Annotated in this window: 12 protein-coding genes, 1 pseudogene and 1 other annotated feature; of the genes and pseudogenes, 10 read left to right on the top strand and 3 right to left on the bottom strand. The window is 43.2% G+C overall.

Features of this window, described 5'->3' with window-relative positions:
• Positions 1-22 precede the first annotated feature (22 nt).
• From pyrR to pyrE, 3 genes are all read left to right on the top strand, one after another.
• Positions 23-553, top strand: a complete 531-nt coding sequence (pyrR, locus tag FC60_RS03140) for a bifunctional pyr operon transcriptional regulator/uracil phosphoribosyltransferase PyrR (protein WP_007122729.1) — start codon at positions 23-25, stop codon at positions 551-553.
• Between the two features lie 95 nt (positions 554-648).
• Entirely contained in the window at positions 649-1,377 is a 729-nt protein-coding gene (gene pyrF / locus FC60_RS03135; RefSeq protein WP_056937045.1) for an orotidine-5'-phosphate decarboxylase, read from the top strand.
• Entirely contained in the window at positions 1,374-2,012 is a 639-nt protein-coding gene (gene pyrE / locus FC60_RS03130) for an orotate phosphoribosyltransferase (RefSeq protein WP_056937044.1), read from the top strand. The genes pyrF and pyrE overlap by 4 nt, the downstream gene beginning before the upstream one ends.
• A gap of 65 nt (positions 2,013-2,077) precedes the next feature.
• Here the strand turns inward: pyrE and FC60_RS03125 are convergent, their stop codons facing one another.
• Complete coding sequence (locus tag FC60_RS03125; protein WP_056937043.1) at positions 2,078-2,461, bottom strand: hypothetical protein; 384 nt, start codon at positions 2,459-2,461, stop codon at positions 2,078-2,080.
• 114 nt (positions 2,462-2,575) lie between these two features.
• Here FC60_RS03125 and FC60_RS03120 point away from each other — a divergent pair, with 114 nt between their 5' ends.
• The 6 genes from FC60_RS03120 to FC60_RS03095 all read left to right on the top strand — a co-directional run bounded on the left by FC60_RS03120 (position 2,576) and on the right by FC60_RS03095 (position 9,796).
• Positions 2,576-4,102 carry a glycosyltransferase gene (locus FC60_RS03120; protein ID WP_056937042.1) on the top strand — a complete coding sequence of 509 codons (1,527 nt, stop codon included), beginning with the start codon at positions 2,576-2,578 and terminating at the stop codon, positions 4,100-4,102.
• Between the two features lie 2 nt (positions 4,103-4,104).
• Positions 4,105-5,598, top strand: coding sequence for an accessory Sec system glycosyltransferase Asp1 (gene asp1, locus FC60_RS03115; RefSeq protein WP_056937041.1), 1,494 nt, complete (start codon positions 4,105-4,107; stop codon positions 5,596-5,598).
• Positions 5,599-5,690: 92 nt separating this feature from the next.
• Positions 5,691-5,933 (top strand) — a binding site (T-box leader).
• A 59-nt stretch (positions 5,934-5,992) separates the two neighbouring features.
• Complete coding sequence (locus FC60_RS03110; protein ID WP_056937040.1) at positions 5,993-6,838, top strand: MetQ/NlpA family ABC transporter substrate-binding protein; 846 nt, start codon at positions 5,993-5,995, stop codon at positions 6,836-6,838.
• 18 nt (positions 6,839-6,856) lie between these two features.
• Entirely contained in the window at positions 6,857-7,921 is a 1,065-nt protein-coding gene (locus FC60_RS03105; protein WP_056937039.1) for a methionine ABC transporter ATP-binding protein, read from the top strand.
• On the top strand, positions 7,914-8,615 hold the full coding sequence (locus FC60_RS03100; RefSeq protein ID WP_056937038.1) for a methionine ABC transporter permease: 702 nt from the start codon (positions 7,914-7,916) through the stop codon (positions 8,613-8,615). Before FC60_RS03105 ends, FC60_RS03100 begins: the two co-directional genes overlap by 8 nt.
• Before the next feature lie 23 nt (positions 8,616-8,638).
• Positions 8,639-9,796 (top strand): ArgE/DapE family deacylase, encoded by a 1,158-nt coding sequence (locus FC60_RS03095; RefSeq protein ID WP_056937037.1) that lies wholly within the window; start codon positions 8,639-8,641, stop codon positions 9,794-9,796.
• Positions 9,797-9,913: 117 nt separating this feature from the next.
• Here FC60_RS03095 and FC60_RS03090 read toward each other — a convergent pair whose 3' ends face one another.
• Positions 9,914-10,711, bottom strand: coding sequence for an alpha/beta fold hydrolase (locus tag FC60_RS03090; RefSeq protein ID WP_056937036.1), 798 nt, complete (start codon positions 10,709-10,711; stop codon positions 9,914-9,916).
• A gap of 40 nt (positions 10,712-10,751) precedes the next feature.
• Positions 10,752-12,178, bottom strand: a pseudogene (gene rlmD / locus FC60_RS03085) (23S rRNA (uracil(1939)-C(5))-methyltransferase RlmD).
• Positions 12,179-12,335: 157 nt separating this feature from the next.
• Here rlmD and argS point away from each other — a divergent pair.
• Positions 12,336-14,024: an arginine--tRNA ligase gene (gene argS, locus FC60_RS03080; RefSeq protein WP_056937035.1), complete on the top strand. Its 1,689-nt coding sequence runs from the start codon at positions 12,336-12,338 to the stop codon at positions 14,022-14,024.
• Positions 14,025-14,083: the final 59 nt, after the last annotated feature.

Below are 14,083 nucleotides of genomic sequence, written 5' to 3'. Positions count from 1 at the left end.
AATAATCAAAGGAGTGGGAATTTTGGCACGAGAAATCGTTGATGGGTCCAGTATGCAACGAGCATTAACCCGGATTACCTATGAAATTATTGAACAGAACAAGGGTGTCGATAACTTAGTTTTTGTAGGAATTAAGACTCGGGGGGTTTATTTAGCCCAACGTTTGGCAAAGCGGATGGAACAATTAGAAGGGGTAAAGGTACCAGTTGGTTCTTTAGATATTACCCTGTATCGTGATGACCGTCATCAAGCTGACCATACGGTGGAACCAACCGTGACGAGCGCTGATATTGATTTTGATATTAATGATAAGCACGTTATCTTGGTAGATGATGTTCTATATACTGGACGGACCGTGCGGGCTGCTTTGGATGCTTTAATGGATTTGGGACGTCCCAAGCGGATTTCACTGGCTGTCTTAGTCGACCGGGGACATCGGGAATTGCCGATTCGGCCGGATTTTGTCGGTAAGAATATTCCGACGGCCGTTAATGAAACGGTCCATGTGGCGGTGGAAGAATACGACGGTAACGAAGGTATTACGTTAGAATAACTATCACATTTGAATTGACTCCAGAGAGGGCAAAATTGTGATTGAGCAACGCAGTTCTCAATGGGGAGGACTGTGTTTTTTATTAGGAGAAAGTAATGGAACATTTTGTACCAATGGTGGCAATTGATGTTGATACGAAAGAAGCTGCCGAACAGCTATTTGATCAACTGAGTGCCTTAGTTGATAAGCCAATTGTGAAAATTGGCATGGAATTGTACTATGCTAATGGTCCGGCAATTATTAAAGCTGCCCAGGCCAAAGGCTTAAAAATTTTCTTGGACCTTAAGGGTTATGATATTCCAAATACTATTCGTCGATCGATGGAAATTCTTGGCCAATTGGGGGTCGATTTTACTACGGTCCATGCGGCTGGGGGCTCGAAAATGATTCAAGCAGCTAAGGAAGGTCTGACTGCCGGAGCCAAGACAGTTAATTTGCCGACACCTAAGTTATTAGCAGTGACCCAATTAACTTCAATGGATGAGGACACCATGCATCAGGAACAAGGTATTCCGGGGGCGTTAGTAGATTCAGTTAAGCGCTATGCGCAACTGGCGGAAAAGGCTGGGGCTAACGGGGTTATTTGCTCGGCCTTGGAGGTTAAAGCCATTCGAGAGGTTACTCAGGATGACTTTTTATGTGTAACCCCAGGGATTCGACCGAACCTCAATCAAACCGATGATCAATCCCGGGTAGTTACCCCTGCTCAAGCGCGCCAAATTGGTAGTAATGGCATTGTGGTTGGGCGACCAATTACGCAAAGTGATGATCCAGTTACTAGTTATCAAACTATCTATCAAGCATTTATGGGAGAAACAAAATGACAAATTATGCTGAAAAAGTTGCACAAGGCCTTTTAGATATTCAAGCGGTGACCCTGAACCCGGATCAACCATTTACCTGGGCGAGTGGGTTACATTCGCCAATTTATACCGATAATCGGCTGACCATTTCTTATCCTGATGTGCGGGCGAATATTTACCAAGGCATGGTGGAATTAATCAAGGCGAACTTCCCAGAAGCAGAAGTGATTGCCGGAACAGCTACAGCTGGGATTCCCCATGCCGCTTGGGTTGCTCAAGCTATGGATTTGCCATTTATCTATGTTCGGTCAAAGCCCAAAGATCATGGACAAGGTAAACAAGTTGAAGGGGTTTTAAAACCAGGCCAAAAAGTGGTGGTAATCGACGACTTGCTTTCTACGGGGGGCAGCGTTTTAAAGGCGGCCCAAGAAGTTAATCGCGAAGGGGGTCAGGTCCTCGGGGTAGTTGCGGTTTTCTCTTACCAATTACCAGCCTTAGATCAGAACTTTGCGGAAGCCGGTCTTAGCTATCAAACTGTCACTAATTACACCACCTTAATTACCACTGCAGAACAAAAACAATTGATTAACCAAGATCAATTGGCATCATTACATCAATGGCGAGAAGATCCACAAGCGTGGAGTGATCAACATTAAGCAAAAAATAGCGGCGACTGATGAAACGATTTGCTTCATCAGTCGCCGTTTTGTGAGTTGGCTTACTATTTCCAATATTTAGCGCGGGTTAATACTTCTTGTGAATGTTGATCCGCTGGTCGAAAGCCTTTGTGGAAGAGATGGCGGAAGTATAAGTAATTATATACAAAGCCAAAGAAAATGGCGGGGAATGGTAAGGCGAACATCCATTGCCACCCAAAGACTACTGATACTAGGTAGTAGTCAGCATCAATAAAAAGCATTACTAAAAAATTATACCAATCACCCCGGAAAATAGCGGGGAAAAATCCGAACCAGAGAGTGGTCCAGGAAAAACCAACCTTAGCAATTCGGATATCACCCTGGTCGTTAATGATTTTGGCATAATTTGGTGGAATGGGTAAGTTATTAAAAAAGTCTTGGTTGTTGTTCCCAAAGGGGTTTTGCATGAGGGACTCCTTTATATAGTATACTGATTTCTTTATCTTAACATATGTCTGAAGACATCACTAATAATCTTCATTGAGGTGTGATAAACTCGAACCAATGAAAAGGAGTCGGCTATGTTATTCTTCTTAAATGATAATTTACAAACTAATAAGTCGGGAATTGAGCATGCGCAAATTAAGCGCCAGCATTTATTTAACAAATTCAATTCCCCGGCCAAAATTGTGACGCGCCAATATTCGAATGAATTACATAAAATTACCCAAGCTGCTGGGGTAGAAGATCAAGACTTTATTAACCTGTTTGACTACTTTCAAGAGTCTCTGATGGTAGAGTATCATCCCAAACAAATTCAAGAACTGGCCATTGATCCATCCTGGAGACGGCAAGCAGATGGAGTTAATTATAATTACTATGCGGGCAAACATCGCGTGATGTATGTTCGACGGGACAAACGGGATCACCATGTGTTAAATCAACAATATTTTGACCGCTTTGGAAAACTAGTTAAAGTGGCCTGGTTTGATTATCGGGGCTTCTTGTCGGTGGATCAATTGTATGATTGGTCCAATCAGATTACAGTGCAGAATTATTATCGTCCAGATGGAAGTTTGGCAATTCAAACCACGAAAACCCTGAATAAACGGGAAAAAGAACAACAAGTATATCATCTGGTTAATTATCGTGGTCGTGATTATCAGTTTACCAACTTTGATGATTTAACCCGCTTTTTCTATGACGAGTTAGTGACTGATCCAGCGATCGTGGGTGATCAAAAGGTTGGTTTAATTGTTGACCGGAGTTATGAACTGGGATGGGCAGTATTAAATATGCATCATCGCGTGTCACGTTGGCTGCAACTCCACAATAATCATCTTAACAATGGGGATGACATTATGAATTCACCCCTGAATTATAACTATACTTGGGGCTTAAACCATGCTCAAGATTGGGATGGGATTATTGCTTTAACCCCACAACAAGCAGCGGATGTGGCAGCGCGGTTTGCTAAAGAAACGCGCGTCCTGCAAATTCCTGGGCCGATCGTACCTGATGAAGTCTTAAAGACCCCGCGAGTGCCGTTTGAACAACGCAGACCTGGACTAGTAGTGGTTGTGGCCCGGCTTTCCGCCGAAAAACAACAAGATCAACTTCTTCAAGTCTGGCCCCAAATTAAAGCAGCAGTACCAACGGCTGAGTTAGAGCTGTGGGGCTATGCAAATGATCATTTTGATGACCAACTAAAGGAACTCGTCGACCAACTTCAGATCAAGGGGTCAGTTCATTTTAAGGGTTATACCAGTGATGTGGCACAAGTGTATGATCAGGCCCAAGTAATGGTCTTACCATCACGAGCCGAGGGTTTGCCCTTATCGTTAGTTGAAGGACAATCCCATGGAGTGCCAATTGTGGCTAATGACATCAAGTATGGCCCAGCGGCAGTGGTAATTGACGGTCAAGATGGGTACCTAACGCAAAATGGTGATGGGGACGGTTTAGCTAAGACCATTATTGATTTATTGAGTCATCCGGACAAATTGCGGCAATTCAGTGGCCATGCCTATCAGGATAGTGAACGATATTCGGAAGCTAACGTGATGCAATTATGGAAGAACTTAATTTCAATCGTGGAGGGAGAATAAGGATGTTCTTTTTTGTGAACCGGTATTTGTTACCGCAAAACTCGAGTATCGAACATACGGAGTTAGCTCGCCTACGTTTATTCAAGCGCCATCAAAGTCCGGCACAACTAGTCCTGCGTGATTTTTTACCGAACCTTGATCAGACTTTACAACGTTTTGGCCTGGACCGAAGCCAAGTGACGACCTTATATGATTTTTTTGCGGGCACCCAAGATTATGTCGGTGCGCCTTTAAAGATCGATGACCTCGCTTTGCCGGTGGATTATCAAATCGGGACGGGCAATAACTTTCGTCAGGTCACGCTGGGTGGCCGATTAGTGGCTGAAATCTACTTTATTGGGGGGACGGTGGCCCAGGTTGGTCGGATTGACTATTTCGATGATAGTGGCAATAAGACTTTGAGTCAAATCTATGATTGGCGTGGCTTTAAGTGCCTAGATCGCAGCTATGGGAAACAAGGGGAATTATTTTACGAACAGTACTATCGGCCGAATGGAAAACGTTATCTAGAACGTTATTATGTACAATCAACTAAGAATACAGCAATCAATTCTTTAAATATCTTGAAAGACTATCAGGGACGTGATTATTTCTTTGATAATTTAGATGACCTATTCACCTTTTTCTTAGATGAATTGAATCGCTCCCATGGTGAAAATAATCAATTTATTGCCGATCGACCACAAGAAACGATTAACCCAGTCTTGCGGATGCAGACGAAGGCTCATAAATATCTGTGGATGGCCATGCCAGAAGGCGGTGATCGACCAGATCAAGCGCATGGACCATTAGCAACCCTTCTACAAGCAGCCTTAGTTTCGAACGTTAAAGCATGGGATGGGATCTTAGCCGCCAGCCAGGAACAGGCGACGAATCTTCGAGCACGGGTTGGTAATCAGGTGCCGGTATATCAAGTGAGCCCCGTGGTTGTAAAACCAGTGGTAGTAACTGAGCAAAAAAAGCCGGCGGTCTTTGAGATGATTTATGTCGGTCGGATTGCTCCTGATAAACAAATTGATCAATTGCTACAGATATTTGCCCAAATTCATCACCAGGTTTCAAAGACGCATTTAACCATTTATGGTTACTGCAGTGACCAGTTACGGAGGGGACTAGATCAATTGATTGAAGAATTAAAACTTCAAGGAGCCGTTACCTGGGCGGGCTACCAAGTCGATTTATCCAAAGCTTACCAAGAAGCCGATTTGTATTTAGATGCTAGTCGTATCGATGCTTTTCCCTTAGCGATGGTTGAGGCCTTGGCTCATTCAGTGCCGATGGTCAGCTATGATTTTCAATACGGGCCAAAGGAATTAGTTCAATCAGGGGTTAATGGTGAATTGGTACCAGTTAATCAAGTAAGTCAATTTGTGCAAAAGGTAGTACAACTTTTAAAAAATCCGGCAAAATTAAATCAATATCGGCAGCAAGCCGGTACTCAGTTAGCCGATTATCAGGATGAGATGGTTTGGCAACAATGGGAGCGCCTAAAATAGTTAATTATGAGAATTAGTTTAATTTATTAAGGCGAAGTGGTTGACGATCCCTGGAATTCAGCTATAATAAAAAACATATTAATTATGAACGAATAAACATATCGAAAAGCAGAGTAGTAACTGGCGATTAGTAAGAGAGTCCTCGGGTGGTGAAAGAGGATAATTTAAGGTTATGAAGATGGGCTTGGAATGGCACTGGCGATCATTTAGCTAGTGACGGGGTCGCACACGTTATTAGTGCAAGGTAATTCTGTTTGATCAGAGTAACCTAGCAAGGCTATTTTTCGTGAGGAAGTAGCAAACTAAAGGTGGTAACACGAGCACTCGTCCTTTATCAGAGATGATTGGGGCGGGTGTTTTTTATTCGTCATAAAACAAAAAGAGGTAGATCGAGATGCACAAGAAACGTAATTGGACCATTGGGATTATCATTGCTGTAGTGGTGGTGATTGGCGCTTACTTTAGCTTTTTCCATCATTCCCAGACTAGTCAAAAGACCGTGACAGTCGGGGTGGTTGATAGTTCCAAAGCTGATGTGGCAATCTGGAAACAAGTTGCTAAAACGGCAAAGGAAAAATATGGGATTACCGTTAAAACCAAGACCTTTACTGATTACAATCAGCCCAATAAGGCGCTAAAAAATGGGGACATTGATTTAAATGCTTTCCAACACCAAGCCTTTTTAGATGAATGGAATAAGGCTAATAAGGGTAATTTAATTTCAATCGGGAAAACAGTGATTGCTCCGATTCGCTTATTCTCAACTAAGTACAAGAGTATTAATGATTTACCTGATGGCGCCACGATTGCGGTTCCTAATGATGCCACCAATGAATCTCGGGCCTTGTACGTATTAAAGAATGCTGGTTTGATTACCTTTAAGAAGGGCACAGGGAAATTAGCAACAATCTCGGATATTAAGACAAATAAGAAGAACCTGAATATTAAAGAAATGGATGCTTCGCAAACAGCGCGGACTTTGGATGATGTAGATGCTGCAGTAGTAAACAATACCTATGCCAATGCCGCTAAGTTAAGTAGTAAGGATGTCATTTATACTGAGCCAGTTAATAAAGATTCAGAACAATGGATTAATATCATTGTGGCTCGAAAGCAGGACAAGAACAATCAAGCCTATAAAGATGTGGTTAAAGCCTATCAGACAGCTGCCGTTAAGAAGCTTTACCAAAAGTATTATGGTGATACCGAAAAGACCGCTTGGGATTTGAACTTAAAGTAGTTTAGAAAGGATATTTATATGAGCGATATTATTGCCTTAGATCATGTTGATGTAACCTTCCATCCGGAAAAGAACCAGGAAGTAAAAGCTGTTCAAGACGTTAGCCTGCACGTTGCCAAAGGTGATGTCTATGGGGTGGTCGGTTATTCGGGTGCTGGGAAGTCCACTTTAGTAAGGACTATCAACCTCTTACAAAAGCCGACACAAGGGCGGATTGAAGTCAATGGGACCGTCCTCTTTGATGATCAAAAACAACAAATTTCTAATAAAGAGCTTCAAGAAAAGCGGCGGAAGATCGGGATGATTTTCCAACACTTTAACTTGTTAGACGAAACCACCGTCGTGGAAAACGTGATGTTTGCCCTTAAACATAGCAAACTAAAAGAAAAAGAAGTGCAAGCTAAAGCGGAAAAGCTATTAGACTTAGTTGGCTTGTCTGATAAAGCCAAAGCCTTTCCGGCCCAACTATCTGGGGGGGAAAAACAACGGGTGGCTATTGCTCGGGCGTTAGCCAACGACCCAGATATCTTAATTTCGGATGAAGCAACTTCGGCTTTAGATCCCCAAACGACCAACCAAATTTTGGATTTATTGAAGGATTTGAATGAGAAGTTATCACTAACGATTGTCTTAATCACGCACGAAATGGATGCCGTTAAGCGGGTTGCGAATAAGATTGCCGTCATGGAATACGGGAAGATTATTGAACAAGGAACCCTGCATGACATTTATCTAAAGCCCCAACAAGAATTAACTCGACAATTCGTGGGTGGTTCACTGGCGGCGATTGATACCCTGCGCGCCTACAACTTGGAACAATTGTCCGCCAGTCAGCGGCTGTATCAGTTAGTATTTAGTGCTAAAAACGTCGGTGAATCGGTCATTATTTCCCTATATAAGGAATGTGGAGTCGATGTTTCCATGCTTTACGGGAACGTGGAAGTTTTAGGTAATGAACCGGTGGGGACGCTCTTCGTGATTGTAGAAGGAACCGACGAACAACATGCTAAGGCATTGAAATACTTGAAAGAAAAAGAAATCGAAGTAACGCAAATTGATGATCGGGGGATTTGGCATGATTAATTTATTAAATTCTTGGTTCCCAAATGTGAGCTCCTTAGGATGGACAGGCGATAGCGGTTGGGGAACAGCAATTGGACAAACCATTTATATGACGGTATGGCCCGCTATTTTCGGGGGTATCATTGGGTTAATTTTTGGGGTGGCCTTAGTAATTACCAAACCAGGTGGCATCTTAGAAAATGCCTTTTGGTTTGGTCTCTGTGATAAAGTTGTCTCAGTTTTCCGGGCGATTCCATTTATTATTTTGCTAGCTTTCATCGCTCCTTTTACCCAACTATTAGTGGGGACGCAAATTGGGATGACGGCTGCGTTAGTTCCATTGTCAGTCGGCGTGGCACCTTTTTATGCTCGGCAGATCCAAGTGGCCTTAGAAAGTGTTAACCCCGGGAAAGTGGAAGCAGCCCAAGCTTTGGGAGCAACCAACTGGGACATTATCCTTAACGTCTACTTAAAAGAAGCCCGATCTGAAATTGCTCGGGTTTCCACGGTGACCTTGATTTCACTTGTATCCTTAACGGCCATGGCCGGGGCAATTGGGGCTGGTGGTCTTGGGAACACAGCGATCTCGTACGGATATAACCGCTTTAACAATGACGTGACCTTTGTAGCGACATTGTTAGTCTTGCTCTTTGTTTTAATTATTCAATTAATTGGTGATTGGTTAGCCAAGAGCCTCAACCACCAAAAACGTTAGTTTAAACGAAAGTAGGTTGACGCATGGAAAAAGCAGAACGGCTTCAAATTTTACGGGATTTAATTCAGATTCAATCCGTTAACGGAAATGAATTGGCGGTGGCCCAGTACTTACAAAAGTTATTTGCTCAATATAAGCTTGAAGCTCAGGTCTTGCCCTTTGGTGATCAACGGGCGAACTTACTTTTGGAGGTCGGTGAAGGAACCGATGATCAAGTTCTAGGAATCACTGGTCATATGGATACGGTGACAACTGGCGATCTGGCAAAATGGGATTATGATCCATTCGCGGCGACCGTCGTTGGTGATCGACTTTATGGGCGCGGGGCTGCCGATATGAAGAGTGGCCTGGCTGCTCAAGTTATTGCCATTATTGAATTGGTGACTGCTGGACAGAAGCTTCCTGGGAAGGTTCGGTTAATTGCCACCGCTGGCGAGGAGTATGGAACGCCGGGGGCAAATCGATTAGAAGCGGCTGGGATCGCCCAAGATCTTAGTGCCTTGATCGTTGGGGAACCCACCAGTGGGAATGTTATTTATGCTCATTCGGGGAGCTTGAATTATCGGGTTACTAGTGTTGGTAAGTCGGTACATAGCTCCCGCCCTGCTGACGGGGTTAATGCGATTGATAGTTTGATTGATTTTTGTGTCGGTGAACGCCAGCTCTTTGATGACTCCCCAGTTGATCCATACTTGGGAACCGTTAAACACAGTGTGACCATTTTTAAGGCTGGTGACCAAGTGAATACGATTCCTGATCAGGCCGAAATTAACGGAAATATCCGGCCAACCAAGGCGTTTCCTAATGACCAGGTGATTGCTAAATTGCAGGCCTTAGTAGATCAAATTAATCAAGCGGGACAGGCGCAATTAAGTTTGGAGATTATTCATAGTTTCTGGCCGGTGGCATCTGATCCCGATGGTAAGTTAGTGCAATTGGTTTTAAAGGCTTCCCAAGAGGCGTATAGTTCCCTTGTCGAACATGAACAACCCAAACTAACGATTATTAATGGGGCGACGGATGCCAGTGTCTTTGTTAAGCATCACCAGGATCTGCCGGTCGTTTTGCTGGGGGCTGATAATTGGAACATCTCCCATCAAGTAAATGAGTACACGACCATCTCAAGCTTTTTAGTCACGATTGAAGCCTACAAGACAATCATTAAAGATTATTTTGCATAGATGAAAAACGGTCCAGGTGCCATTGTTGGTCACTGGGCCGTTTAGTAGTTTACGTTGATATTTGATAAATAGGTTGTGAGTATTCTTGTATTTCAAACCCAAAATAATTGGGTGAATTTACCGTTCATTTAGGAATCTACGAATTCTGTGGTTAAAATCTTTAGCTTCAAGGTATAAAGCATGACCATAGTTATCGTAAATGTAACTTTGTGCATGAATTTGATCGATTATTTGTAGCGTTCCTTCAATTCCTAAGACCTTATCTTGACGCCCGCCAATTACTAGAGTCGGACATTTAATCATTGTTAATTGATCAGAAATATTAAATTCCAGAATAGATTGAGCTAAAATAATAAATCTATTCAGGTCCTTAACGCGACTAAAATAGCTCAATAAGTTTAACATACATTTATGATGCTTAATATATTGCCTGGAATATGACTTAAATAACGAATCTTTAACTAATGTATGGGTATCACCATTTTTGGCCAAAGAGATCCAATTGCCAATAGTTTGTTTACATGTCTTGGTTGGCCGACTCATGGTCACTGCTATCACCATTTTATGAACTAATTCTGGATGTGTAATTTCTAAACACTGGGCGATCATGCCGCCTTGAGACACACCAATAACATCAACAGATTTAATTTTTAGTTGGTCTAAAGCTTGAGCGATTTCTTCAGCCATTTGGCGGATTGAGTATCCGGGATTAACATCGTCCCGACGATCAAACATTAAGACTTTATAGTCTTTAGCAAATTCACGATATAGCCAAGACATTGAATATGCTTTACCTTCTATTCGTTGTGTTGATAATCCTGGAATTAAAACCAATACTTTAGAACCTTTTCCAAATTGGATATAGCTGATCTGATGGTGATTTACGGACATTTTTAAATTCTTTGCGCTATACATATCTGGCATCTCCAGAGAAGGTTAATTTTAATAAAGTTATTTACCTTTCGTTTAATACTAATTTGACAACCGCTTCACAGCGCGGCGTTTGGGGAATCATGTCAATGGGTTGAATATACTCCACGCGATAGGTTGGGACAAGGTGAGTCAGGTTCCGAGCGAGGGTGGCCATATTACATGAAATATAGGCGAACTTATGGGGCTTTTCTTGAAGGATCTGGTCAATAAAGGCCCGATCTAAACCGGTTCGTGGCGGATCCACAATGATCGCATCAAAGTTAAGGCCTTCTTGCCGCCATCTGGGCATTACTTCTTCGGCGGTTCCGATTTCATAGCGCGCATTAGTTATCCCATTTAAAGTGGCATTTTGATTGGCATCAGCAACAGCTTCAGGAATCGTTTCCATGCCAAGAACTCGTTTAACCCGACTTGCTAGGGAAAGACCAATGGTACCAATTCCGGCGTAGGCATCAATTAGGGTATCGTCAGGCGTTAAATCGATAGCCTTAGCAGCTTCTTCATACAGGGTTTCCGTTTGTTCTGGATTTAATTGCAAAAAGGAGCGGGCGGATAAATGAAAGTCTAATCCCATCAAACTTTCGGTTAGATAGTCATCACCTGCTAATTTGGTGGTCTTCTTTCCCCAGATCAGGGGGTATCACCAGGGTTGAAGTTTTGTATGACCGACCTAACAGCGGGGAGTTCAGTTTGGATTTTGTCCAGTAGGAGGCGTTTATGGGGGAGTTTGCGACTATTGGTGATGAAGGTAACCTGGATTTCACCGGTACTGCGGGATTCTCGAATAGCAATAGTTTTAATAATTCCACTATTAGATTCCTCATCATAGACGGGGATTTGAAGTTCTTGGATCCATTGGACTAATTGGCGCATTACTAGCATCGTTGCAGGCATTTGAACCGCACAAGTGACCATATCGATAACCTCGTGGCTATTAGCCCGATAAAGGCCCGCCACGATTTTCCCGTCAATTCGGCGGATTTGGAACTGGGCTTTATTCCGGTAACCATAAGGATGCGGGGCCGCGATGGTTGGACGCACCTGATAGTGTTGATAACCAAATGGTTTAAATTTAGCTAAACTATCAAGGACCACTTGACGTTTAAATGCTAATTGGCGCTGATAAGCAAGATGTTCTAACTCAAAACCGCCAGCCAAGCCAGCATAGTCGTCCTTGGGAGAAACGCGATCCGGACTGGCTTTTTTCAGGCGATGAATCTTAGCTTCAAGATACTTTTCGTGAACGGCCGTCACTTCAGCAACAATGATTTCACCGGGAATAGTTTGGGGCACAAAACATACTTTATGCTTAAAATAACCAATTCCTTGGCCGTTAATACCCAGTTTCTTAATCGTTAGGGGAAACCGGTCACCGATGGCAACTTCAATTGGTGGTATCGGTCGTCGAGTTGGCCGACTTGGTGATTGTCGATATCTTTTTGATGGCATGATAACTTCCTTTTATCTTAATAATTAGTATTATACCTTAATTGCTTCATAAATCAGCGATGATCGTTGAATAACCCTTATCAACCTTGCTATAATTGTTAGGATTGAGAATAAACGAACGTCATTCAGACGACAAGATAAAAAACAGGAGGATGCGATGAACGAACAAGCACAAATTGCGATGACCCTACAAACGGTCTTGCCAGAGCTTTCGGTCGCCGAAATCGAAAGCAAAATCGAACGGCCGAAGGATAGCAATAACGGGGACTTTGCTTTTCCTACCTTTTTCTTAGCTAAACAGTTACATCAGGCCCCGCAAGCGATTGCGGCAGATTTAATTGCCAAATTAGACACGAGTAAATATGAAAAGGTAGTCCAAGCTGGTCCTTACATCAACTTTTACATGAACCAGGGGCAAGTCGGGGCCGATATTTTAAAAGCTATTTTAGCTGATCCAGCCAACTATGGTCGCCGTGATCTGGGACACAATGCTCCGGCCAGCGTTGAGTTTTCCTCACCTAACATTGCCAAACCGATGGGAATGGGGCATTTACGTTCGACCATGATTGGGGAGTCAATTGCTCGGATTCTCGAAAAAGAACATTATAAGCCGATTCGGATTGATTATCTTGGTGACTGGGGTACCCAATTTGGGAAGATGATGGCCGCTTACAAAATGTGGGGAAGCGAAGAAGAAGTTGCTAAGGATCCGATTAATGTCTTATTAAGCTATTATGTCCGGATTAGTCGGGAAGCTGATGAACATCCCGAATATGATGACATGGGCCGGGAATGGTTTGCCAAATTGGAACACGGCGATGAAGAAGCTTGGCAATTATGGCGCTGGTTCCGATCAATTTCCTTGGAACGTTTCCAACGGGTCTACAAGATGTTGGATGTGAACTTTGACTCCTTCAATGGGGAAGCTTTTAGTGCTCAAAAAATGGGGGAATCAATTCAACTATTGCGGGATAAAAAGCTCTTGAAAAAGAGTCAAGGGGCCGAAATCGTTGACCTTGAAAAGTATGATTTACCACCGCTGTTAATCATCAAGAGTAATGGGACCTCGACATACATTACCCGGGATATTGCTACTGCCCTTTACCGGAAGCGGATGTTTGGCCATGCAAAGTCACTCTACGTGGTAGGAGCTGAACAAGAAGCTTATTTCAACCAATTAAAGGCCGGTCTTAAGGAAATGGGCTTCAACTGGTACGACCAGATTGAACATATTTCCTTCGGGTTAATGAGTATTAACGGACAAAAGATGTCAACGCGGAAGGGGAATACCGTTTCCTTAGAAGATGTCTTAAACGACTCGATTGATTTAGCGCGCCAACAAATTGCGGAAAAGAACCCTGATTTAGCTAATGCTGATGAAGTCGCTAAACAAGTCGGAGTCGGCGCTGTCATTTTCCACGATTTGAAGAACAACCGGCGCAATGCCGTTGACTTTAATCTCGATGAAGTGGTTAAGTTTGAAGGGGAGACGGGACCTTATGTCCAATATTCCCGGGCGCGGGCCGAAAGTATTTTACGTAAAGGTGGTCTGCGGGACTTCTCTCAAGTTGACTTGACGAAGATTGGCGCCGAAGAATGGGAGTTAGTTTCCTTTATGGGCCGTTTTGCCGATGTCATTCAACGGGCCGCGGATAATTATGATCCAAGCGTTATCGCTAAGTATGCTTTGGAATTAGCTAAGCGCTTTAACCGTTACTATGCACATACTCGGATCTTGGTTGACGATGAGCAACGAGATGCGCGCTTGGCGGTAGTACAAGCCATCAGTCATGTTTTGAAGTACGCGCTGTTAATGCTTGATATTAAAGCGCCAGATGAAATGTAAATAGAAAAACGGTCATCAGAATGGGAGAGCCTTGAAGTGAACCCTTAAAGTTGGACACT

Origin of the sequence: Limosilactobacillus gastricus DSM 16045 (genome assembly GCF_001434365.1) — a bacterium.
GTDB classification, from domain to species: domain Bacteria; phylum Bacillota; class Bacilli; order Lactobacillales; family Lactobacillaceae; genus Limosilactobacillus; species Limosilactobacillus gastricus.
The sequence above is the reverse complement of the archived record's forward strand: the minus strand, read 5'-3'. Positions and strand labels throughout refer to the sequence as shown.